The organism is Alteromonas aestuariivivens, from assembly GCF_003367475.1.
In the GTDB taxonomy this organism is placed as follows: Bacteria; Pseudomonadota; Gammaproteobacteria; order Enterobacterales; family Alteromonadaceae; genus Alteromonas; species Alteromonas aestuariivivens.
Genome location: NZ_QRHA01000004.1, coordinates 207,925 through 232,573, shown reverse-complemented (window position 1 = coordinate 232,573; position 24,649 = coordinate 207,925). Strand labels below are relative to the sequence as shown.

At 51.9% G+C, this 24,649-nt stretch carries 17 protein-coding genes; 5 read left to right on the top strand and 12 right to left on the bottom strand.

Annotation, left to right across the window (positions count from 1 at the left end):
- The first annotated feature begins 51 nt into the window (after positions 1–51).
- Entirely contained in the window at positions 52–1,359 is a 1,308-nt protein-coding gene (gene waaA / locus DXV75_RS07095; protein WP_115592699.1) for a lipid IV(A) 3-deoxy-D-manno-octulosonic acid transferase, read from the top strand.
- Between the two features lie 368 nt (positions 1,360–1,727).
- Here the strand turns inward: waaA and DXV75_RS07090 are convergent, their stop codons facing one another.
- On the bottom strand, positions 1,728–3,527 hold the full coding sequence (locus DXV75_RS07090; protein ID WP_115592698.1) for a cation:proton antiporter: 1,800 nt from the start codon (positions 3,525–3,527) through the stop codon (positions 1,728–1,730).
- Positions 3,528–3,938: 411 nt separating this feature from the next.
- On the opposite strand from DXV75_RS07090, the gene DXV75_RS07085 reads away from it, so the two are divergent.
- Both DXV75_RS07085 and DXV75_RS07080 read left to right on the top strand, forming a co-directional pair.
- Positions 3,939–4,844: a hypothetical protein gene (locus DXV75_RS07085; RefSeq protein WP_147291805.1), complete on the top strand. Its 906-nt coding sequence runs from the start codon at positions 3,939–3,941 to the stop codon at positions 4,842–4,844.
- 155 nt (positions 4,845–4,999) lie between these two features.
- Complete coding sequence (locus DXV75_RS07080; RefSeq protein ID WP_115592696.1) at positions 5,000–5,587, top strand: hypothetical protein; 588 nt, start codon at positions 5,000–5,002, stop codon at positions 5,585–5,587.
- A 56-nt stretch (positions 5,588–5,643) separates the two neighbouring features.
- On the opposite strand, the gene DXV75_RS07075 is transcribed toward DXV75_RS07080, so the two are convergent.
- From DXV75_RS07075 to thpR, 6 genes are all read right to left on the bottom strand, one after another.
- Positions 5,644–7,563 (bottom strand): methyl-accepting chemotaxis protein, encoded by a 1,920-nt coding sequence (locus DXV75_RS07075; RefSeq protein ID WP_115592695.1) that lies wholly within the window; start codon positions 7,561–7,563, stop codon positions 5,644–5,646.
- Between the two features lie 222 nt (positions 7,564–7,785).
- Complete coding sequence (locus DXV75_RS07070; protein ID WP_115592694.1) at positions 7,786–9,705, bottom strand: methyl-accepting chemotaxis protein; 1,920 nt, start codon at positions 9,703–9,705, stop codon at positions 7,786–7,788.
- A gap of 235 nt (positions 9,706–9,940) precedes the next feature.
- Positions 9,941–12,115, bottom strand: a complete 2,175-nt coding sequence (locus DXV75_RS07065) for a M3 family metallopeptidase (protein WP_115592693.1) — start codon at positions 12,113–12,115, stop codon at positions 9,941–9,943.
- Between the two features lie 160 nt (positions 12,116–12,275).
- A complete protein-coding gene (ppiC, locus tag DXV75_RS07060) occupies positions 12,276–12,554 on the bottom strand; it encodes a peptidylprolyl isomerase PpiC (RefSeq protein WP_115592692.1) in 279 nt (92 codons plus the stop codon).
- A 128-nt stretch (positions 12,555–12,682) separates the two neighbouring features.
- On the bottom strand, positions 12,683–13,537 hold the full coding sequence (purU, locus tag DXV75_RS07055) for a formyltetrahydrofolate deformylase (RefSeq protein ID WP_115592691.1): 855 nt from the start codon (positions 13,535–13,537) through the stop codon (positions 12,683–12,685).
- 113 nt (positions 13,538–13,650) lie between these two features.
- Complete coding sequence (gene thpR, locus DXV75_RS07050; protein ID WP_115592690.1) at positions 13,651–14,298, bottom strand: RNA 2',3'-cyclic phosphodiesterase; 648 nt, start codon at positions 14,296–14,298, stop codon at positions 13,651–13,653.
- A gap of 93 nt (positions 14,299–14,391) precedes the next feature.
- Between thpR and hrpB the strand changes: the two genes are divergently transcribed.
- The gene (hrpB, locus tag DXV75_RS07045; RefSeq protein WP_115592689.1) at positions 14,392–16,836 is read left to right on the top strand and encodes an ATP-dependent helicase HrpB; all 2,445 of its coding nucleotides are present in this window, start codon (positions 14,392–14,394) and stop codon (positions 16,834–16,836) included.
- Between the two features lie 24 nt (positions 16,837–16,860).
- Here the strand turns inward: hrpB and DXV75_RS07040 are convergent, their stop codons facing one another.
- On the bottom strand, positions 16,861–18,072 hold the full coding sequence (locus DXV75_RS07040) for a lytic murein transglycosylase (RefSeq protein ID WP_115592810.1): 1,212 nt from the start codon (positions 18,070–18,072) through the stop codon (positions 16,861–16,863).
- A gap of 160 nt (positions 18,073–18,232) precedes the next feature.
- On the opposite strand from DXV75_RS07040, the gene mrcB reads away from it, so the two are divergent.
- The gene (gene mrcB / locus DXV75_RS07035; protein ID WP_115592688.1) at positions 18,233–20,566 is read left to right on the top strand and encodes a penicillin-binding protein 1B; all 2,334 of its coding nucleotides are present in this window, start codon (positions 18,233–18,235) and stop codon (positions 20,564–20,566) included.
- A gap of 250 nt (positions 20,567–20,816) precedes the next feature.
- Here the strand turns inward: mrcB and DXV75_RS07030 are convergent, their stop codons facing one another.
- The 4 genes from DXV75_RS07030 to DXV75_RS07020 form a co-directional block, all read right to left on the bottom strand.
- A complete protein-coding gene (locus DXV75_RS07030) occupies positions 20,817–21,116 on the bottom strand; it encodes a hypothetical protein (protein ID WP_115592687.1) in 300 nt (99 codons plus the stop codon).
- Positions 21,117–21,472: 356 nt separating this feature from the next.
- Positions 21,473–21,613, bottom strand: a complete 141-nt coding sequence (locus DXV75_RS17105) for a hypothetical protein (protein WP_181898374.1) — start codon at positions 21,611–21,613, stop codon at positions 21,473–21,475.
- Positions 21,614–21,644: 31 nt separating this feature from the next.
- Positions 21,645–22,406, bottom strand: coding sequence for a methanethiol S-methyltransferase (gene mddA, locus DXV75_RS07025; protein ID WP_115592686.1), 762 nt, complete (start codon positions 22,404–22,406; stop codon positions 21,645–21,647).
- Between the two features lie 141 nt (positions 22,407–22,547).
- The gene (locus DXV75_RS07020; protein ID WP_181898373.1) at positions 22,548–24,647 is read right to left on the bottom strand and encodes a winged helix-turn-helix domain-containing protein; all 2,100 of its coding nucleotides are present in this window, start codon (positions 24,645–24,647) and stop codon (positions 22,548–22,550) included.
- Positions 24,648–24,649: the final 2 nt, after the last annotated feature.

Genomic DNA, 24,649 nt, shown 5'->3' with positions numbered 1-24,649 from the left:
GACATCGGTGAACATCAAAGGCACTTACAGCAAACAAGGAATTCGGGCTTCATGAGTCAACCGCAGAGACCTTACTCGCCGTCATTAACCCATACGGTAACCCGTTGGCTGTATACCTGTCTGTTGTTGCTGGTCGTTCCGCTTGTTGCTGTGAGTCAGTTAGTCAGCCGATCTTTTTACGTTAAGGCCACAAACCGCAACCGACTCGAACGTTTTGGCTTGGTTCCCACGGCACCCCAGCCAAACGGTTATCTGTTTCATTGTGTTTCAGTGGGAGAAGTGGTGGCGGCCTCCTGTGTGATTAAGCGCCTGCGGCAGGAACAGCCGGATATTCCCATTACCGTCACCACTACTACCGCTACAGGTTCGGCACGGGTCACAGACCTGTTCGCAAATCAGGTCCACCATTGCTATCTGCCATACGACTTGCCCATGTGTATGGCGGGGCTGCTTTCACGAATCAGGCCGCGAAAGGTTTTAATTACCGAAGTCGAACTTTGGCCGAATCTTATCCATGCCTGTTGGAAGCGAAATATTCCTGCGGTGGTTATCAATGCACGGATGACAGAGCGTTCCGCTGGCCGTTATCACAAGCTGAGTGCGCTGTTTGTTCCCATGCTTAAAAAGCTTAGCCATGTTTGTGCACAGGGCCAGAGGGACTATGACGGCTACCTTTATCTTGGCCTGGAAAAAAGTAAGTTAACGCTAACTAACAATATCAAATTTGATCAGGCAGCGGGCATATCGGTCAATGGCCAGGCCACAGGTTTTCTGAACCTTTCTCGGGGCCAGCGCCCGGTCCTGATTGGAGGCAGTACCCATGACCCGGAAGAAGCGGCATTGCTGGATGCCGCAGCAAAATTGAGGGTTCATTATCCAAACCTGCTACTGGTACTGGTGCCTCGTCACCCACAACGATTTGACACGGTGGCCGGGTTGCTGGTCAATCAAGCGGTCGTTTTTGTCCGAACTTCTGAGGTTGACCACATCCACGAGGATTGCCAGGTCGTGTTGGTGGATGAAATGGGCAAACTTAATCAGGTTTACTCAGTGGCCAATATGGCCTTTGTGGGGGGCAGTCTGGCGGACCGGGGCGGGCATAACGCTCTTGAACCAGCTGCCCAGGCGCTGCCGATTCTGATGGGCCCACACACCTATAATAATCCGATTATCTGTGAGTATCTGCAGGAACAGGGTGCACTGACTCTGGTCAACAGCAGCGATGACATAGCCCGGATATGCCTGCAATGGCTGGCGCAGCCTGAAGAGGCAAAGAGGGCCGGGGTTGCCGGCCTTTCGGTACTGCAAAACAACAGCGGCGCGGTTGAAAAAACCTTAGACGTAATTAGGGCCTGTTGATCTCTGCTGTTCAAGTTTGCGAGACAAACGCTGCCCTAAATCGTGATAGTAGAAATTGAAGTGCGAAGTTATTGAGGCTGAGAGATCAAAAAATAAACCCCATAAGGGTGCGCAGGCTCCCCATATTAGTACTTTGGTCTAGGTTTTTTTTGTTGGATGCTCAGCCTTGGAGTTTTATATATTTGATTTTATTGGTTTTATTATTTGTGGCCTGACCTTTGCTATCTTGGCTACGACGTCGTATTTGGGGCACCAAAAAATACAACAAACCTGCTTTCGGGCAGAGCCCTTTTACACGTTATTCCAGGGAGACGCACCCTGTCACTTGTGGCAGGGTGCGGTTCTGGCCCCAATTTTCTGTTCCAACTTCAAACTGGAACGTTCTCTGGCAGGATCAGGCTTATCAAACGCCAGCCCGGTTTGGGTTCTTTCTTTTCGCCACTTAATATCGTCATTGAGCGATTGTTTTCGTCGATGGCTATCAACGGGGTTGCCCGGCCTTTATAGGTTTCATAATAGTCTTTGTAACTAAATTCTTCGGTGATACGAGTGGTTTTGATGCTGGCTCCCCGTGCAACTGCCGAGGCGAGATATCCGTAAGTCACCCCATCATCAAACAGGGTTAATTTTCTAGCGTACTGTTCGCTGACCTGGTGACTGGGCCGGGTGGATTGTTCGTTGTTGGTCAGGCCCCAAACTTTATTTTTTCCAAGCGAATATTCAAAGTGGTAGGCAACCAGAGGATTGAGCTGTTTATACGGAGATAAAATCAAAACTGTACCGATAGCACTCACATCCAGGTAACGGGCGGCATGGTCTGACATGGGGTTACCAAAATAAACCGGGATCTCCATCATTCTAGCCTCTCGAATGGCGTCCCAGTTGGTGTCGGCAACGCGAACACTCAGGCCCTGTTGCAGCATTTCTTTTGCCAGCATGCGGCAGAACTGATTGCCGCCGAACAATAAAAATCCGGTAGGGGCGGGTGCTCTGACATTCAGCCAGGTTGCAACAGAGCGGGCCGTTAAGCTCTGGACTACCACTGTGGCGATGATCACCAGAAACACCATTGGCACCAGTACACCCGCACCTTCGTAACCCAGCTTTTCAAGCTTGAGAGAAAACAGCGCGGATACGGCTGCAGCAACAATGCCCCTGGGGGCGATCCAGCTGAGTAACGCCAGTTCATTGGTTTTCAGACCGGTGCCCGGCGAAGATGCCAGCACGGAGAGTGGCCTGGCAATGAAAAGAATGGTTGCCAGCACAATCAGCATTTCCCAGCCAATGTCGTAGATGGCGTGCAGCTCAATACGGGTTGCAAGAAGAATAAACAGGCCGGAAATCAACAACACACTCAGGGTTTCTTTGAATTCGAGTATGTCCTCCACCTCTACATTTCTCATATTTGCGATAACCATGCCGGTGATGGTGACAGCGAGCAGACCGGATTCATGGGCATAATGATTTGACAGCGCAAATACCCCAAGAATCAGTGTTAAAACAGCAGTGTTTTGCAGGTAATGTGGTATCCACTGTTTTCGTAACGAATGGCCCAGCGCGAAACCCGCACCAATTCCCAACAGGGTGCCGATGCCGATGGTTTTGCCAAAGGTGAACAGGGTGTGGGTAATTGCAGCTTCCTGCGAGGCAACAATAAATTCAAACACAAGTACAGCCAGCAGTGCGCCGACAGGGTCAATAATGATGCCTTCCCAACGCAGAATGTTGGCGAGGTTTGACTGCGGACGGACGGTTCTCAGCATGGGAACGATGACCGTAGGGCCAGTAACCGTTACCAATGCACCGAAAAGAAAAGACAGGTGCCAGTTGAGATCGAGGCAGAAATGGGCGGCGATGGTTGCAATAATCCAGGTAACCAGCACCCCTATGGTGCAAAGGTTTCTTACCATTTTGCCGTGCCCGGCAATATCGCTGAACTTCAGCGTTAGTGAGCCTTCGAAAAGAATGATAGCTACTGACAGGGAAACCACCGGAAACAGCAAATCACCGAACAGCGCCTCCGCATTAAGAATATTGAAAACCGGGCCAACCAGAATGCCAACTACCAGTAAGGGCAAAATTGCCGGGATTCGGATGCGATAGGCAAAATATTGGCAGGCTATGGATAACAATCCAACCAGAACAAGTGATACTAATGGCTCAGACAAGCGGGTGTTCCTTCCCTGTTATGGGCTGCGATAGTGAGTTTCAGTGCTGTATTGACTGCTGATGCGGACTGGTTCGAAGCAAGCGGTAGCCGTCATACAGAGTTGATCAAGTTGCAGGTGATACTCCCGGCCATTTTTCTGTATGGTGAAGCTCAAAGCACGGCTGCTCAATACATTGTATTAGAAATAAAAAATAGAGAGTCCGGCTGATGCTGTCAACGTGTGTGGTGGAATGTTTCAGCCGGAAGCTCTTTTGCAGGATAAGTTTTCGCTTAAACTCAATCTGGCTCGGCACTGGTATTGCAAAGCAGAGTGCAAAGGGATTGTATGAGGCTTTGTGCTTGCCGGTGCAGAGTTTGCCCGTACATTGAGTGAGACGGGAAGCAACATTTTTAGGAAGGGTAGGCAAAAATGGCGAAGCTGAAAGCGCCAACCGGATATGTACGAAGGTTAGCAGGGTATTGTTTGGCGGTTGTGCTGGCGCTGTCAGGATGTGCTATGGCTTTGTTCCATAACGTGCCAGGCAATGCACAGAGTGTGAATGCGGAGGCCGAAATTCAAATTGTGTTTGATAGGCAACTGCCTTCAGAGATGTCTGAAACTTCCGGGTTGTTCTGTTCTCATGAGCAGGTTTTTACCCTTAATGACTCCGGAAATCCCCCAGACATATTCACCCTGAACTCACAGGGCGAGGTCACACAAATTCAATCGCTAAAAGAGCCGAACTTTGATTTTGAAGCACTCAGTGGAGACGAGGCTTCGTTTTATGTCGGCGACATCGGGAATAATTTTGGCCGCCGGCGCCACCTTATCATTCGCAAGATTGACCGCATTACGGCCGATACCCGGTTTAATATTGAAGTTGTTCCGGATGAGTACGTACCAGGAAGTTATCGTATCAGACAGCATGATTTTGATGCCGAAGCCATGGTTTTGAAAGACCAGGCCCTGTGGCTGTTCACCAAAAGCTGGGCAACCGGAGAAGCTAAAGTTTATCGTGTGGACCCGCGGGAACCCCGCCAACACCTTGCCCCTGTTGCAACTATCACCGGCCTTCCCGGCCTTGTCACCGGAGTGGATTGGGATAGCCTGAACCAGCGCTTTCTGGTAGTGGGGTATCAGCTTTCACTGCTCTCATCCTTCTCACCCTTCGTGGCGGAGATTACCACTGACTTTGTTGTAACAAAGACCTGGCCGTTAACCGGATACGGGCAGGTTGAGGGTGTGTGTGTGGCTGCCAATGGTGATGTCTGGTTTAGCCAGGAAGCCAGCCCTTTCAGAGATTCCCGTCTGGTGCGTTTCCGATTCACGCAGTGATCCAACATCCGGCCTGTTATGTTCGCCGGTTAGTTTCTGTTCAACATGCCTAAGCATCGTTACTCATACCCATTATACGGTTTTTTTGTGCCTATACTTTGTTCAAGACTTAATCACTGACCAGCAATGGCATGCACCGGTCGAGGGAGTAGTGAATGATGCGTACCCTAATAAAGCAGACAGCTGTGCTGGCCTTTTGTCTGGCAGTGACCTCCGTGACCCGAGCTGCATCACTCCCGGAGCAAACCAAAAACTGGCTGATTAATCAGCTGTCATTTTCCGATTCTTTCTTCGTTACGCTGAATAAACAACGAATTGCGTTTCAGGGCTGTAAACAGCAGGAGTACCAGCTGGCATTTACCCAGGAGTTTGGCCCAGCTTTTCAGCTGCAAGGGATTGCACATTACGAAAAGGCCCGTTTACACGAAGGGTTTGTTGCCCAGAGGGTCAAATCCCAGGCTTACGAAATTTTGTCCTGGTGGAATTTTTCCTCAATTCGGATTGGCGTTGGACGCAAATTTCGTAATGAACATGAGATTGCCTTGCCGATGGCTCAGCTGCTGAGGCTGCCAACCAGTCGTGCGGTTGCCCTGCACCTGGAATTTGCGGGAATGCGAGACGATCATACTGTTGCTCTTTCTGCTGTCAGAGAAACCTGGCAGGCCCAAAAAAACGACTTGTCACTCCCTTGGCATCGTAGTCTGGATAATCAGCTTTACCTCAGTTATCAGATTGCCTTTTAGCCATTTGGCTGTTGTGTGCCGCCCTTAAACGGGCGGCGTTACCACAGGGAAGGTTGTTACAGGTTGAACCGGCCTACCTGACCGGCAAGATCCTGAGCCAGTTGTTCCAACTGACGACTGACTGCCACCAGTTCCGAAGCAGTGGTGAGGTTCCCTTCACTGTTCATGCTGATTTCATGGATGTTTTTGTTAATGTCTTCGACCACTTTAGCCTGTTGTTCGGTGGCTGTTGCAACCTGGGTGTTCACTTCATCAATTCTGTTAATGTCCTTGTCTATAGTGTTCAGCGCATGGTCAATTTGGCCGGTGACTTCAGCTACTTTTGCAGTTTGCTCCTGACTAACTTCCATTTCTTTCACCGCTAATCGGGACTCCTGCTGAAACTCATTCAGCATCGACTGGATTTCATCCGTCGCGCTGGCTGCCCGCTGAGCCAGGTTTCTCACCTCATCGGCGACGACACTGAAACCTCTTCCGTGTTCCCCTGCACGGGCCGCCTCTATTGCCGCATTTAATGCCAGCAGGTTGGTCTGTTCAGAGATACTGCGAATGGTATCCAGAATGCTTCCAATGGCCGAGGAGTGTTGGTTCAGCGTACCGATGACCGTCGATATCGTATTGATTTGCTGGTTCAGTGTCGAAATTGCGCCGACCGCTTCTGACGCAAGCTGTCGCCCCTGATGGGACGCCTCGCTGGCGACCCGTGCTGAGTTGGCTGCTTCCTGTGCTGAACCCGCGATTTCGCCGACTGTGGTACCCATTTCGGTTAATGCGGTAGCTACCTGCGCGGTGCTGTCTCTTTGAATCTGGCTGTTGTCCTCGGTAGTGTGAGACTGCTGAGCCACCTGAAATGCAGACTCCCGTAACTGTGAGCTGGTTTGAGCTACTGAACTGATGATGCCATGCAAGCTGGCAATGAAACTGTTGAATCCGTCCACCAGCATCGCCGTTTCCGGTTGTCCTGATGGCGGTATACGACGGGTGAGATCACCCTGGCCTCGCCCCAAATCCTGGAACGCTGAGGCCAGTCGTTCTATTGGGCGGGTGATGCCGGATGCAAGCCAAATACCGACGAAAGCAAACAATGCAGCGATAACCAGAGACCACATTACCATGTGATTGCTGGCAGAGTTCAGTTTGACATAAAGCTGTTGCTCATATACCTGAGCTACTACATACCAGTCCGCCGAAGGAATGTAGCTGCTGGCAAACCACTGGGCTTGCCCTTCAAGCGTGACTTTAGCCAGTTGGAATGAGGCTTCCTGTGTAAGCCCGTATGCACCTTCCTGCCCCATTAAGTCGCTAAGCCGGGTGTTGCCGACTTTTTCCACTTCCGGGTGGGCAATGACGGTACCAGAGCTGTCGAGAAGAAAGACTTTCCCGTCAGTGCCAATTTTTACACTGTTAATAATACTAACCAGCTCATCTACTGACTTTGCAACCCCTGACATGCCGCGGCCGTTCAGTTGCTGATAGTTAGCGAACAGACGGAACCCCTCGCCGGGCTCATTGTAAAGACTCAGAGAAACGGTTTCGCCGCTGTTCTTGTAATCGAAGAACCAGTTGTCAAGCTTACCGGGCTCAAGCACCCGTAAAAATCCATCCTGGTTCCAGTACTTATGCGTTTTGCGGTCTACAAAGGATGCTACCGTGAGATCATTGTATTCAACGGCTTCGTTAAGGTAACCAACAAGCCGGGTTTCGCCTTGCTGAGGGGCTCCATTAGTGACCCAGGATACAAAGTCCGGATTGGTTGCAATGCTGTGGGCGACCGCTTTCATTACGGACGCTTCCTTGTCTACCCGATTCGCAACCTGGGCGAGAATCGCAGGTAATTCACTGTTCTCGAGGTTCTGCTCGACAAAGTCCCGGGCTATCCACTGGCTAATGGTACCAACCAGCAAAGTTGAGGCCAGTACCGCGAGCAATAAACATGCGATGAGTTTTTGTTTGATACTGAAAGCATTGAAATTCATTGGGGAAACTACTTATAAATCAACAGTCAGAAACCATGTGATGAAATAACCGCAGCAACAGCGGCTTCATCATACACTGCGTACTCTCTGGTTATCGGCCAGGGGGGCCGATCTCATCAGTAAAATCTGGTTTGATGTGCGTACACCTAGGGCCTGTTTCGCACCGAGGGGCAGGTGAATCTTAAGGCTGGATTGTTCAGGAGGACATAATTTGAGTATTGCCTATAGTTTGAATCGCCCGACCTGGCTGGCGAGGTCCTGTGCAAGCTGGTCTAATCGTCTACTGACGTCCACCAACTGCGATGCCGTGTTCAGGTTGTCCTCACTGTTTTGGCTGATGTCATGAATATTGCGGTTGATGTTCTCCACCACAATGGCCTGCTGTTCGGTTGCAGTGGCTACCAGGGTATTAACCTCATCAATTTTGTTGATGTCGGAGTCGATGGAGTGCAGAGCCAGATCGATTTGGTTGGTGACTTCGGCCACTTTGGCGGTATGGCCCTGGCTGATTTCCATCTCTCTGACCGCAGAGCGTGATTCCTGCTGGAATTCGTCCAGCATCGACTGAATCTCACCGGTCGCTGTGGCCGCCCTTTGTGCCAGGCTGCGCACTTCGTCTGCAACCACACTGAAGCCCCGCCCGTGTTCTCCGGCTCTGGCAGCTTCAATAGCCGCGTTCAGTGCCAGCAGATTGGTCTGTTCCGAGATGCCGCGAATGGTATCCAGAATGCTGCCAATGGCCGTGGAATGATTATCCAGAGTGCGAATGACTTCGGATATGGTAGTAATTTGGACGTCCAGTGTGTTAATTGCTTTTACGGCATCCGAGGCGAGCAGGCGGCCCTGACTTGAAGCTTCACTGGCTACCCGGGCTGAGCGGGCTGCATTTTGCGCAGACTGTGCGATGTCGCCAACGGTAGTGCCCATTTCGGTAAGCGCAGTGGCCACCTGGGCAGTGCTGTCGCGCTGTATTTCACTGTTCTTTTCGGTCAGATGGGACTTATCTGCCACTTCTATGGCCGAATCCCTTAACTGCGAACTTGTCTGGGCAACTGTACTGATAATTCCATGCAAACTGGCGATAAAGCTGTTGAATCCGTTTACCAGCTGGGCGGTTTCCTGTTGGCCGGACGTACTGATGCGGTGCGTCAGGTCGCCCTGGCCACGGCCCAGTTCCTGAAACACCATAGCAAGCCTTTCAATCGGACGGGTGATGGACGAGGCCAGCCAGATACCCACTATTGCGAATATTCCGGCGATAACCAGTGACCACATCACCATATGATTGCCAGCGCTGTCGAGTTCGGCATAGAGCTGGTCTTCTGGCAACTGTGCTACCACATACCAGCCTGCAGAGGGGATAAAGCTGGTTGCAAACCAGACCGACTGACCGTCGATTGCTGTTTTTTGCAGGTTAAACGTGGATTTGTCCATCAGCGGGCCCAAAGGGGCACCTTCCAAAAGTTGAGAGAGCTTGGTTTGGCCTACTTTGTCTTCGTCAGGGTGCGCAATAACGTTACCCTGACCGTCTATCATGAAGACTACGCCTTCAGCCGCAATCTTCACCTGGTTGATGATGCCCACCAATTCGTCGACGGATTTTGCGACGCCAGACATGCCCCGGCCGTCCAGTTGCTGATAGTTGGCAAACAGTCGAAAGCCCAGGCCCGGCTCATTGTAGAGGCTAAGGGAGACTGGCCGCCCGCTGTCTTTGTAGCTAAAAAACCACTCGGTCATCGGGCCAGGTTTCAATACCTGTAAAAAGCCGTCCTGATTCCAGTACTTATGGGATTGGCGATCAATGAACGAGGCCACGGTCAGATCATTGTACCTGAGGCTTTCCTGCAGGTAGCTCACCAGCCGGGCTTCGCCTTCCTTGTCGGTACCGACCTGGGTCCAGGACAGAATGTCCGGGTTGGTTGCAATGCCGTGGGCTACCGCTTTCATTACCGAAGCTTCCTTGTCAACCCGGTTGGCGACCTGGGCCAGCACGGCGGGCAATTCGGTATGTTCCAGGTTCTGGCTGACATAATTCCGGGCTATCCACTGACTGATGGTGCCAACCAGCAGTGTGGAGGCCAGTACAGCCAGTACTAATGAAACAATAAGTTTTTGTTTGATGCTGAAGGCACTACTACTCATGATGTACAACTACTTCTGTTGAAAAAATAAACTGCGGGCTATCAGGGGGTACAGAGACAGTTAAGCAATTCAAACGCTGATGGAAAAATCAGCGGGAAGACTATTATGATGTTGTGTGGAGTTTTCTCAACAAAAACTTGATGTTATGTGAAAAATAAAATGGGCGCGATGATTTTTCGCGCCCCGTTTTAAATTGCAGAAGTGTTCTCCTGCTTAGATGATGTGGAGTTCAGGCTTACTCCGGAATCGGAAAACCACGGTCCCGCATCAGTGCGTCCACTTTGGCATCACGGCCCCGGAATTTACGGTAAGCCTCTGCCGGGTCCATCGCGTTGCGTATGGAGAACAGGTATTTGACCAGACGCTCTCCAACTTCCTTATCGTAAAAACCACCCGGTGCTTCAGCAAAAGCTTCTGCAGCATCCGCCGTTAGCACTTCCGCCCACATGTAGCCGTAGTAACCAGAAGCGTATCCCTCGCCTGAGAACACGTGTCCGAAGTGAGGGCTGCGGTGACGCATGACAATTTCCTCAGGCATGCCAAGTTTTGTCAGCTGATCGCGCTCAAAACTGTCCGGATCAATCGTTTTCGGATCAGTGGTGTGGTAGAGCAGGTCCATGATTGCCGAAGCCATGTATTCAGTGGTCTTGAAACCTTCGTTAAAGGTTGCTGCCTGCTTGATTTTGGCAACCAGTGCGTCAGGAATCGGTTCCCCGCTTTCATAGTGCACCAGGAACTGGTCTATGACCTCATCGGTTGTCAGCCAGCGTTCCAGCAACTGGGACTGAAACTCGGTGTAGTCCCGAACGCCAGAATGGGAGGTAGGGTATTTTACCTTTGCTGACAGGAAGTGCAGTGCGTGGCCAAACTCATGGAAGTAGGTTTCAGCATCATCCCAGGAAATCAGCGTAGGTTCGCCTTCCGCTCCTTTCACAAAGTTGGAGTTGTTGGAGGCCAGTACGGTTTCCTTGCCTTTGAAAGTAGTGTAACTGCGGTAGGTGGTTGCCCAGGCGCCCGAACGTTTGCCTTTGCGGGCGAACGGATCCAGGTACCACAGACCAACGTGCTCGCCCGAACTCTTGTCAGTTACCTCCCAGACTTTTACATCAGGGTGGAAAACCGGGACTTCGCCTTCCGCCACCGGGGTGAAATCAAAGTTAAACAACCGGCCGGCAACGTAGAACATGGCATCACGCAGTTTGTCCAGTTGCAAGTACTGTTTCACTTCATTGGAATCCAGCTCATATTTGGCCTGACGAACCTTTTCGGCATAGAAACGGTAGTCCCAGGGGGCAATTGCTATGTCCGCACCCTCAGCATCCGCAATGGCCTGCATGTCAGCCACTTCCTGGTCTACCCGGGCAATGGCGGCAGGCCAGACTTTCATCATCAGGTCCATGGCATTTTCCGGAGTTTTTGCCATTCGGTCTTCCAGGCGCCACTGCGAATAGTTTTCGTATCCCAGCAGTTCAACCCGCTCATCCCGCAGTGTCAGGATTTGTTTGATGATGTCGTTATTATCAAACTCATCGCCGTTGTCACCACGGTTGTAATAGGTGCGCCAGACTGTCTCGCGCAGTTCACGATTGGTGGAATAGGTCAGGAAAGGGTCCATCGAAGAACGGGTGTTGGTAATTGCGTACTTACCTTCCTCTCCTCTTTCTGAAGCCGCTGCAGCGGCAGCTTTCACAAAACTTTCCGGTAAGCCGTCAAGCTGATCGGCGGTGATGTAGGTGACGTAATTTTCTTCGTCAGCCAGTACATTGTTGGAAAACTGGGTGTAAAGGGTTGCCAGTTGCTGGTTAATCTCTGCATACCGCGCTTTGCCTGCTTCATCCAGAGTCGCGCCGTTACGGGCAAAACCGTTATAGGTCAGCCAGGTAACGCGCTTTTCTTCCTCTGTCAGGCTGGCCATTTCATCGCTTTCATAAACGGCTTTGACCCGGGCAAACAATTTCTCATTTTGGGTGATCTCGGAAAAGAATGCAGACAGTTTGGGCGACATCTCTGCCTGGATTTCACGAAACTCCGGGCTGGAAAGGTTTGAGCTCCAGATCCCGTAATAAGTGAAAACGCGCCCGAGCGCATAGCCCGCGGCTTCCATTGCTACAATGGTATTTTCAAACGTGGGTGGCTCTGGGTTATTCGCGATGGCTTCAATTTCGGCCAGGTTTAACGCCATACCCTGCTCCAGCGCGGGCTTGAGGTCGGCCAGTTGCATTTTGTCGAACGCAGGTACGCCGTCATAAGGGCCACTGTATTCAGCGAGCAGCACATTGTCTGATATGGTGTCGTTTATTGTGCTTGTGGCCGGTGTGGATTCTGAAGCCGTATCTGATTGTGGCCCCGAACAGCCCGCCAAAGCCAGCAGAACCGCCGCCGCGGTGAGCGAGGAAGTGAATTTTCCCATTTTATTTCCTGTACGTTGTTGTAGTTATAAAAATTACACAACCATACTAGAGGATAGAAATCGGAAGTTAAATGCCTTTTAACCCGCTCTGGCGCTATATAACGCTCCGTGTTACCTGGCTGATGACCGATAAACGGGGGCAATTTTGCTGCCCGCGATGTCAGCGGCGATACAGGGTCTTGATCAGATGGTAGCCGAATTTGGTTTTAACCGGCCCGTGTACGGTCAGAATGTCTTTTTTGAACACCACATCGTCAAAGGGTTTGGCCATTTGTCCGCGCCTGAACTCTCCTAAATCACCACCCCGTTTGCCTGAAGGGCAAATGGAATAGCGCTTTGCCAGTTGACCAAAATTTTTGCCTTTGTTGAGTTGCTGCAGGATTTCGAGTGCCTGGGCTTCGGTTTTGACCAGAATGTGTACAGCTGCGGCAATGGCCATATAGATATCCAATAGGAATGAAACCAATACAGTATACCTGCAAACGAGCGGGGGCTGCGATTTGATACAGGGTATTCTGCATCAGCAGGCATCCAGCAGGCTTTGTCTGAATGCCTGTTGTGAGGCTGTCAGGCGAAAACCACAGTTTTATTGCGGTGGATGATCACCCGATCTTCAAGGTGGTAGCGTACGCCATGCGCCAGTGCGGTTACTTCACAATCCTTTCCTTTTCTTACCATATCGGCGGCAGTATCGCTGTGACTGATGCGTTTTACACTCTGTTCGATAATCGGACCTTCATCCAGATCCGCAGTAACGTAATGGCAGGTTGCACCGATCAGCTTTACTCCGCGATCATAGGCCTGCTGGTAGGGGCGGGCACCGGCAAACGATGGCAGAAAGCTGTGGTGGATATTTATGGCGCGGCCAGCCAGTTGCTGGCAGAGGCTGTCGGGAAGGATCTGCATGAAGCGCGCGAGTACTGTTAGGTCGACTTTGTACTCCTGCAGCAGTGTGGCTATTTGCTCAAACGCCTGCTCCTTGCCCAAGGCTTTAAAATCTACCCAGTGGAACGGCACTTTATACCAGTCGGCAAACTGTTTCATTTGCGGGTGGTTGGCGATAATACACGGAATGTCGCAATGCAATTCGCCCGTATGCCAGCGATGCAGCAGGTCGACCAGACAATGAGACTCGAGGCTGGCAAGCAGTGCCACACGCTGCTTCTGGCGCGAGTCTGTCAGCTTCCATTGCATCTGGTATTCGTTTGCCAGCGGGGTGAATTCATTCAGGAAACCCGCATAGTCAAGCTTAATGGAATCCGCACCTATCTCATGACGCATGAAAAACCGGCCGGTCTGTAGGTCGGTGTGGTGACTGGCTTCGACGATGGTGGCTCCGTGGTCGGCCAAAAATTGTGAAACATGGGCCACCAGACCTATCTGGTCGGGGCAATCAATTACCAGGCGATATGTTTGTTGCATTTTCTACAGCTTGTTATTGTGTGTATTCTCTCTTTTAACTCAGGCAGGTTGGCGAAGTAAAGTGCCCTAATGGCATAAGTCATTCTTAACCTGTGGTCGCAGCAGGCCAAAAACTACAGCAATCCTCTTTTCAGCCTTTCGCGAACCGTTAAGGGTTCGCTTAATGGCCAGCTGGCGCGTATGGGATAACTCACTCCTCCGTGGGTTGATACAGACTCAAACAGGTGGAACTGACTAAATACACAGGCAATATCCAGTGCGAGCTCGGGTATCGGGAGAGTAGCCTGGGCTTTGCGGACAATGGTCACGTGGGGGCGATAGTCCCGCTTATCGGTTTCAATGCCTGCCCGTCTGGCTGCCTTACGGCACGCACTCGCCAGTTGCTGCAGGCTGTCGGGCACTTGCCGGGGAGCAACAAACAGGATCTTTGGGCCCTGCCAGAAGCCCACACAGTCCAGATTCAGGAATATCGGTTCCTGTATCAGGTTTGCCAGCTCGGCAGTTAGCGCTTCGTGCTGTCGGGGAGTTATGTGGCCGAGAAAGCAAAGCGTAATGTGATAGTTGGCCGTTGGGACGGCAACCGGAGATGCTTTTGTCTGTGGTGCAGGCGGATGTCCGCGTCTTTGCCCCCTGCCGGATGCGGGTTTATTGCGAGTGGGGCGTTCTGGTATTGCAACAATGTCTGGCAATGCCTGCTCACGCCAGTTTTCCAGGCCAAGCTTTTGCCTGGGTGCAAGGTCCAAACCGATAAAACAACGCATTGTTCAGGTTCATCGATGATGTAATTTGACTTAGGCCTAAGTACAATAGGCCAGCTTATTTCTGTCAAGCAAGAGTAGAGAGTCTTCCCGTCTATGCTGTTACCTTCCCAGTTACCCGCCCAGGCAATTGCTGATGAATTGTGCCGCTGTATTCAGCAAGGCAACGTGATTCTGGGGGCGCCACCCGGAGCCGGTAAGTCCACAGTGTTGCCGCTGGCGTTATTGCAAAGTGTCCCGGCAGGGCGGATTGTGATGATGCAGCCGCGGCGGGTAGTGGTGCGCAACCTGGCCGCCTTTCTTGCTTCACAGCTTGGCGAGGAAGTCGGGCAGACGGTGGGGTATCGCATTCGCGGCGAGTCGAAGGTAAGTGCCGCCACCCGGCTGGAAATTATCACCGAAGGGGTGTTGGCGAGGCGGATTCAGCAGGACCCGGAACTTACCGGCGTGTCAGTGATCATTTTCGACGAATTTCACGAGCGAAGCATTCACAGCGATTTCGGTCTTGCACTGGCGCTCGAGGTTCAGGAAGGGTTGCGCGACGACCTGCGGTTGCTGGTGATGTCGGCAACGCTGAATGTGGAAGCAATCCGGGCGTTAATACCGGATGCCAAAATCATCACCAGCGAAGGTCGGCAATATCCGGTTGAGTTGCGTTACACCGGCTCAGTACAGGCCGAAAAGTTGCCTCAGCAATTGGCAGTGAAAGCGCTACAGGCGGTTGAGGAGCATCAGGGCGATGTGCTGGTCTTTTTAAGTGGTGTGGGTGTGATCCGTCGGGTTCAGTCACTCATTGAACAACGGCTTTCCGGTCAGTCTCAAATTGTCGTACTGCCACTGTACGGTGCTCAGGACAAAGCCGCGCAACAGCAGGCGCTGGAACCGGACTCTCGTTGTCGTTTCAAAATCATTCTTGCCACCAATATCGCCGAAACAAGCCTGACCATTGAAGGGGTGAAGGTAGTCATAGACTCCGGAGTCGAAAAAGTGGCTTCATTCCACCCTTCAACCGGGCTTACACAGTTGAACGAGCAAAGCATATCCCAGGCGTCGGCCATTCAAAGGCAGGGGCGAGCCGGACGGCTTGGGCCGGGTATCTGTTACCGCTTTTGGGCTCAGGAACAACAGCATCGGCTGGCGCGTCATGCAGAACCACAGATTCTGCGCGAAGACGTTACTGCTCTTACTCTTGAGGCGCTGAGCTGGGGTACAACCCTGGAGCAGCTGAAAATACTGGATCTGCCCTCCCAGGCGCAACGGGACTATGCGTGCCAGAGTCTGGCTGAAATTGGTGCACTGGAGCCCGGTGGGTCAATTTCTGCCTATGGGCGAAAACTGGCTGCGCTGCCCTGTCATCCCAAGGTCGCACACATGCTTTACCAGGTTTCATCACAGCCAGAACTGGCGGCAGTTGCTACCCTGGTAGCGGCGGTGTTGGAGGACAGTGGAGATCAAAAAGGGCCGCTTCTGCTGGGCGATTATTTACGTCAGTTAAATAGCTACTCTGCCAAGGCGTTGCTCAGGCAGGCGCGACGATTTGCCCAGGCGCTCAGGATTGCTGGGTACAATGATGACCTGAGCCAAGTGGGCGACACAGAGCTGGCCCATTGTCTGGCGCTGGCCTACCCGGAGCGAATTGGGTACCGCACCGCCCCGGGACGTTATAAACTGGCCAGCGGAAAAGGGGCTGTCATGCCAGCCGGAGAGCAAAGCCAGGAAGCCTGGATTGTGGTGCTGGAGGGACAGCAGAGCGGTGCTGAAGTGACTGTACGCCGAATTCAGCCGGTTGATGAATTTCTTTTACGACAGCTGTTCGAAGAAAAATTTGCCACCCAGGACCGGGTTGCCTTTAATGTCGCCAGGCAACAAATGGAAGCGCGCCGTGGCGAAGGGTTTATGGCGATTGAGCTTCGCAGTGAACCCATAGGCCAGGTCGCCGGCGAGATTTGGTTTGAGGCATGGCTGAGTCATCTCTCTGGGCTGGCGATGAATGACTGGCCATTGGATGAGCAAGCTTGGCAGTGGTGGTATCGGTTAAGTTTGGCCCGCGAGCTCAACCTGGCTCAGCCTCAGGCGTTTGATGAACCTGCCCCTTGGCCGATGCTTGCAAGCCCCTTCAGCCGCGCGGTATGCACAGAATTTCAGCGGCAGCTTGCAAAATGCCGTTCCCTACGTGATGTAGAAACCCTGGTGTGGGCAAAGGCATTACATCAACAACTAAGCTGGCCGCAGCAACACGCGCTAGACAGTTTGTTGCCAACCCACTGGATAACGCCCACCGGGCGCAAATGCCGTCTTCAGTACCGACCGGATGGCAGTGTAAAGCTGTCAGTGCGTTTACAGGACATGTTTGCGGTTAAACAGCCGATTGTTCTGGCCCAAGGCCAGTTAACGGTGGTGGTAGAACTTTTATCTCCGGCCAATCGACCAATCCAGACCACCTCCGATTTGGGGGCGTTCTGGAACGGCAACTATGCCGAAGTGAAAAAAGAAATGAAGGGGCGATACCCCAAGCATCAATGGGATTTGCCAGGACTCTGATCCCGGCAAATCAACAGAACAAACTCAGGTATCCAGCTTGATACCCATTGCCTGCATGACTTCGAGGCTTGGGAATCCATCGGGGATCATCTGGTTGGCGGTTTGAAATTGTCTGATCCCGGCCCGCGTAGCGGGGCCTATGATGCCATCTGGTTTGCCAACATCGTAACCTCTGCGATTCAATTCTTTTTGCAGTGACAGAATGCTTGTGCGGCTGTAAGCGGGTAACTCCGGTAAGGCAGCTGACAACTCCGGGCCACCGGCAATGCGATCTGCCAGGTGCCCTACCGCAATGGCGTAAAATTCAGAATTGTTCCAGCGAAGAATTACCCTGAAATTTGGGTAGGCAATAAAGGCCGGGCCCTGGTGGCCTGCGGGCACAACCAGATAAGCGGTTAAATCCCCCGTTCCAACCGGGTTTCCGTCGGTTTTGGTAATGCCCAAAGCACTCCACTGGGCAACCGTGCGGCGATCAGAGTACCCGGCCAGGGTATAGTCAAAATTGTCAGGCAGGTTGACTTCGCGGCCCCATCGAAAACCGCGTTGCCAGCCAAGCTGGGCGAGAAAATTGGCTGCAGAGGTCAGGGCGTCTTCCTCGCTGTCCCATAAATTGATTTGGCCGTTGCCGTCACCGTCTTTGGCGTAATTGATATAGGCGGAAGGCATAAACTGGGTATGCCCCATTGCGCCGGCCCAGGAGCCAATCATGTTTTGTGCGGTCAATCCTTCCCGCTGCAACAGTTGAAGCGCAACCATCAGTTCCTGGGTGAAATAGTCGCTACGACGGGGGTCGCAGGCCAGCGTTGCCAATGAGTCGAGCACCGGCATTTTGCCTTTGTACGATCCAAAGTTGGTTTCCAGCCCCCAGAATGCGAGCAGGTAATGAGGTGGAACACCGTATTTTTCGTTGAGTTTTGCCAGCAGCGCACCGTGTTTGGCCAGCATTTCCCGGCCTTTATCTACACGCCACTGAGTGACGCGCTTGCTGAAATAACCCGGAAAGGTCTGAACAAATTCCGGCTGGCTGCGGTCAAGCTCAATAACCCTGGGTTGATAGGTGAGCTGGGCGAATACTGAATTGGCAGTTTCACGGTCGATGCCGCGGTTAACGGCCATCTCGTTCAGGCGGGTTTTACACTGTGAAAAGGATTCCTGGGCGTGGGCGGGAACGAAAAGTAACGCTGAAAAAAAAGCCAGCAAAAGCGTTTTGGCTCCACGCAACAAATTGCGTTTCATATCATTTACCGTTGTCTGAAATCGCCTCAATGCTACCCAACTCACGGGCAGAACGCGAGGGAATTTACCGCTGCCACGGGCGGAACTGGTGTTTCTGACACTGGAAATTCCGAGCTGAAACCGCCAGAATCCTCGTTCGGACATTTTAATGGCGTGATTTGTGGCTAAAAAACAAACCAAATCAAAAGCAAATACCAGTTCAAAACGAGGTGGCTGGTTGAGACTCATTCTTAAGCTGCTGCTGGTTGCGATGATCGGTCTGGCGGCCTACCTGTTTTATTTGGATGCACAAATCAAACACAGTTTTACCGGCAACAAGTGGCAGGTTCCGGCGCAAATATTTGCCCGCCCGCTGGTTATCAGTAAAGGGCAGGAGATCACGCCCAAAGAGATACTGGATGAACTGAAACTGTTGGGATATCGAAGCGTAAGTAAGGCGGACTCCAGCGGTGAATATCATTACCAGGCGGGTGTGCTCAAACTGATGCGGCGGGGATTTCAGTTTGCCGATGGCAACGAACCGATGCGTGAGCTGGTGATCTCCTGGAATGGGGAACGGATTGCCTCCATTCAGGATCTCGGTATGCAGCAGGATATAGGGAATGTGCGTCTGGAACCTTGGCTGGTAACCCGCATGGTGAGTAGCAGCCGCGAAGACCGCATGTTGTTGACGCTGGACGAGGTACCGGACTTATTGCCCAAAGCGCTGACCCTGGTGGAAGACAAGAATTTTTACGACCATCATGGCGTGGCTCCTTTGTCCATCCTGCGAGCATTGATGGCCAATATTGCTGCCGGACGAACCGTACAGGGGGGCAGCACGCTTACCCAGCAACTGGTTAAAAATCTGTATCTCACCCGTGAGCGCTCCATTACCCGCAAAGTTAAAGAAGCGCTGATGGCCATCCTGATTGATGCCCGTTACAGTAAATCAGAAATCTTGCAGGCTTACCTGAACGAAGTTTTTCTGGGTCAGAACGGCGATATGGCGGTTCATGGCTTTGGGCTGGCCAGCTATTTCTATTTTGATCGGCCGGCCAACGAGCTGAATGTGCCGGAAATAGCCACGCTGGTAGCAATGATAAAGGGCCCTTCGTTCTATAACCCCCGGCGTTATCCGGAGCGGGTGAAGGAGCGTCGGGACCTGGTGATGCGGATTTTATTCGATGCCAATGAAATTACCCGCCAGGAATACGAGCGTTACATCAGCACGCCGCTGGGCCTGGCTACCGACGGACGCTTAGCCAGTGGCCAGCATCCCGCTTTCATGGATCGGGTTCGACGTGAGCTGAGTGAAATACTGGCCGATCCCAGCCTGCGCGATTCCGGTGTGAAAGTCTTTACTACGCTCGATATTTACGCTCAGCGCAGAGCAGAGCTGTCGGTCAAGGAAACGTTGGCAGGATTGCAGAGTGACCGTTCTGTGGCGTTAGAATCTGCAATGGTGGTCAGTGACATCAGTAGCGGTGAAATTCGCGCTATCGTTGGCGGTAAAGAAATCGGATTCCAGGGCTTTAATCGTGCCCTGGACGCCCATCGCCAGGTCGGCTCTCTGATTAAGCCGGCGGTATACCTGGCTGCACTTGAAGATCCCACCCGTTTCAACCTGGCGACGCCGCTTCAGGACAACCCGATAACCCTGAAAAGTACCGGCGGCAAACTGTGGTCGCCGCAAAATGCCGACAAGCAATTCCGTGGTCAGGTGCCGTTGGTGGAGGCAATCAGCCATTCCCTTAATGTTCCGACCGTGAACCTGGGTATGCAGGTGGGGCTGGACAATATTGCTCATACCATACGCCAGCTGGGCGTGGAAAGTGAATTCAGGGAGGTGCCGGCACTTACGCTGGGTGCCATGTCTCTGACACCGGTTGAAATTAATCAGATGTATCAGACGTTGTCGAACAATGGCCGATACATTCCGCTGCATGCAGTGACAGCAGTTGTATCAGCAAACAATCGGCTGCTGTGGAAGCAGGCAGAGTATTATTCACAGCGGGTGGATGAAGCTGCCACTTACCTGCTTAACTACGCGCTGTACAAAGTGACCACTGAGGGCACGGCCAAGCGTATCGGCAGTACGTTCCCGAGTGTGAACATGGCAGGAAAAACAGGCACCACTGATGACTATCGCGACAGCTGGTTCAGTGGATTTGACCGTAACAACGTGATTACGGTTTGGGTCGGCAACGACGAAAACCAGCCAGTCAGTCTGACCGGAGCGGGCGGCGCGTTACCGGTATTTATTCGATATCAGCAGTTGCAGACACCCAAGTCATTATCTCGACGGTTTCCGGCGGCACTGGGGATTGCCCATTTCGATGCTATGACCGGAGAGGTTACCGTACCGGGTTGCCCCGACAGTCTGAGCGTACCGGCGATTTTGGATGTATTGCCTCCACCCCGTCAGGATTGCCTGGGGCGGCCGGTGGAATCAGTTCCTGATACCGAACAAAAGAAAAGCTGGTGGAAAAAGCTGTTTGGAATCAAAAACTGATTATTGAAGGAGTAAAAAATCCTCAGGAGAATCGGGTTGCCGGTCAGGATAGTGCAATTCTGAACTAACGGGGCTGCGGTATCCACAAGCCGGCGCGCCGATTAACCTGAGGTAATGGCCCTACGGGAGTAAGGATTGGGTTGGAAAACTTTTGACAAGGCGAGGCGCAGCCCGTGAAAGACTACAATCCCCGCCAGGAAAGCGACTACTGGCGCCATGACCAGTAGCAGCAGGACGCTTGAGCCAAGCATTATTCGCCATCCTTGTCGGCAGTCTCAATCTCGTTGCCCTCGGCATCGAAAAACTGTACGGATACTCTGGCCACCAGTTCCGTATCGGGAGTGTCCGGTTCAAAGCGGTAGCTCGCTATCTGGACATCCTGGTGGGCTTGCTGATTCAATTCGGACAAGGTGCCAAAAACGGTGGTGGCAACCGCAGTGTCTGCCAAAGGTTTGATTGCTGACTGCTCGGCTGCAGGCGCGCAGTAGGCACCGGCGCAAATGCATCCGCTGAAGACAAGTGCAGTGATAAGACGAAGTTGGATGGACATAACAATCTCCTGGATTTCAATATCTGAAACTGCACTCTTACTACGAACTGCCTGGCAGTACTCATTAAGTCGCTAACGTTAAAGCGATAGTTGTGCCAGCCTTAAAATTTTTTTTAAACCAATGAAAAACAAGGTTTTATTTTAAGTTTGCACAAGTATTCAATGTTGCTTAAATATTTTTCACATTAAATGGTGGTGAATTTAACCAGTCATTTTGGTCAAATTTGCCAACTGTTGGTTCCTTGTTGGCTCCCAGCAAGGTATTGCTAATATGTGATACAAATCTGACCGTGGGGGATTAAGTGGGACCAACTTCAAAAAAGCCCCACTTAATACGCATTGCATTCCTGAATCCGCTAGAGCGGTATACCTGCAATCTGACCGGCGACATAGGGGATCAGCAGCCAGAGAATGCCTTTGAAAGTAAAGAACAGTACACCGGCAACTCCTGCTTTTGAGATCCAGTTTCGTGCAGCTGGAAAAGGGTGGGTAGTCATAATGTCTCTCCTGAAAATTGGTGTCGGGTGATCACTGGGCAGCCGTCAGTTTGTCGCTGCGTCTCAGTTTGCGGCTTGCATTTGGGATCAGAGCCGGTACTTTGCGCTTGTACTGGGCATATTCAGGGTGTGCGGCTTCAAGATCCCGTTCTTCCAGTTTGATGCCGAGGAATATGTATGCCGTGGCACCCAATGCGAACAATGCGTGAGTCGCGGTCATGGTTGGCGTGAACCACACAATGCCCAGCCAGCCGACATAGATAGGGTGGCGTACGATGCGGTACAGTGCCGGAGTAACAAATCTCAGTGGTTTTTCAGGCTGCTTGCGCAACGCCAGATATACCTGCCGAAGGCCAAACAAATCAAAATGGTTAATCAGAAAGGTGGCATAAAGCAGTAATGCCCAGCTGGTCAGATACAGTCCGTGCAGGGTCCACACGGCAATATTGCTCGTTGCCTGCCAGAGCGTACCGCCAAGTGGTGCCCAGTAGTACATCATTAGTGCCAGGCAAAGCGTTGACATCAGTACATAGGTGCTGCGCTCGGCTGGCTTTGGAATAAAGCGGGTTAGCCATTGTTTGAAGGCGGGCCTCGCCATGCCACTGTGCTGAACTGCGAACAGGGTAAGTAGCCCCAAATCGGTCAATAGCGCCACGGTAAGCGAAACTGTGGGTTGCGAGTCGATGGATTTTGGCACCCAGAGGTTGCCGAGAAAGCCAATCGAATACAGAAAGGTTACAAAAAACAGCGCATAGCTGAGCAGGCCGTAGGCGAATATCATTACAGGTTTCATAAAGGTCTCCCTATGTTTGAAGTTTGACGTCTGGTGACGTGGCGGCAAGTGTGGGAGAGCCGTGAGTTAAAGTCCTGATCAAACGCTGATCAGTCTGTGACATTGTGATGACTTTTTATGACATCGTTGATTTATTTGAAGTTATTTAGATTTCTTGGTGATGGATAATGGCATCGGAGGTAATCCGATTCGTGTTGCCAGCGACTCAAACCTGGGATCGGTGTACAGATTTTCCAGATTTACGCTGGAGTAAAGCTCTGACAGCCCAGGATCGCCCTGTGAAAACGCCCGCTCTAACCAGGCAAAGGCATCATCAACCTGACCCCACTGGGCATAAACTTCCGCAATTTGAAAAGCCGCTCCTGAAGCGTCGGTTGCTATCAGTTCATTAAGTTGCTGGCTGGCCTGTTCCGTTCGCCCCAATAAATGCAAAGCGATGGCATTCAGTGACAGCCTAAGGTAGGCCAGTTCCTCCTGGGCACTCCACTGGAGCGCCTCTGTATAGTCACCAAAGCGGATGTGCCAGTTGGCTTCGAGCCAGGGGATATTGGCATTTTGCGGGTGATGTTGCTTGAAGTCATCAATGCACTTGCGGGCTTCTTCCAGCTCTCTGGCCCGGATAAGCCTGATGGCCAGTGAAGATGCAGATGAACGTGACAGTGGATCCAGTTCACGGGCTATGCGGGCTTCATTGACAGCCTCATTGTATTGCCCTGCCTTACTCAAAAATCGGCTATAGGCGGAATGAGCGGCTGCGCTGCCGGGGGTTAAATTAAGTGCTTGTTCAAAAGAAGACTGGGCATTCTCAAAATCCCAGAAGTGCCGGTGCTGGATATCTGCAAGTTGCACGTAGGCTTCGCCATCCTCGGGGTTGATGCGTAACGCCCGTTGAATAAGTGTGATGGCTTCTGCAAATCCGGCCTGTCGGGGAATTTCACCCAGGATGGATTGTGTTCGAAGGGTATCCGCCAATGCGACCATCGCCTGAGGATAGTCCGGGCGGATTGTCAGTGCTTCCCTATAAACGCTAATGGCCTGCACACGCCCGTTCTGGTCGCCATTACGCCGCAACTCATTGCCTTTCAGAACCAGTCGGTATGCCTCGGAGTCAAAAGAGTCGTGCTGTTCTGTTGGCAGAGCCAACGAGGGTATCGAAATGTGAAACAGCGAACCGAGTTGATGCATTATCGAACGGGCAATTTCATCGTGGATCATGAAAATCCCGTCGAAAGGTCGCTGAAACATTTGCGACCAGAGTTGCTGCCCGTTAACAACATCTACCAGGCGTGCGCTTATCCTTACTTCATCGCCATCGCGCTGCACACTGCCGATAATCAAATGGCTTACGCCTAATTCCTGCCCCACATTCAGAAAATCCTGTTGTGCTTCAACGGCAGAGAACACTGAATGAGGTGCAATAATTTTAAGGTTTTTGACCCGGGTAAGTGAGTCGGTGACCGTCTCGGTCAGACCGTCGGAAAAATACTGAAACTCACCTTCGCCAGTGAAGTTGGAAAACGGTAAAACCGCAAGTGAATAATCAGTGTCCTGCGCAGGTTGCAACGGTCGATTTTGATTGTGCTGGTAAAGCATCAGAACCACCATGAGGGCGGCCGGAACAGCGGTTGTCAGCACCGGGGTGGCCAGTGTTATCCAGAATGGCGCAGACGGCCGGGGCTGATGGGCCGACTCTTTAACAGGATGATCCCATTGGTATCCTTTGCGCGATACAGTTCGCACAATGTCCTGTTCAACCCCCTGCTGGCGAAACAGGTCCCGCAGACGTTTTATCGACTGTGTCAGTGACGATTCTGACACCACTACGTCGGGCCATACTTCATCGAGCAGCTCTTCCTTGGGGACTACCCTGTGGCGCTGTTTGAGCAGATAGACCAATAAATCGAAGATTTTCGGTTGCACTTCCGCCGGTTTGTTATTGAAACGGATTTGCCGTTTATTGATATCCACCGAGGCTGAACCGATTTGGAACAGGGTTGCAACGTTGGTTGAACTTTCTACAGTAGGTAATGTTCTGCGCTTCAGAGTTCTGGCACCGAAAATTCCAACCACCACGGGCAAAAATGCTAACAGAGTGATTTTCGCCCAAAGCGTGATATTGGTGGAAGGGGCGGGAAAAAAACGTGAAAAAATCGGCAACAGTTCGAGAACCAGCAGGCTCACTCCAGCATAAATTGCGAGAATGCGAAGTAAAGGTATCTGAGATTGCGTATTGCCGAGCATGG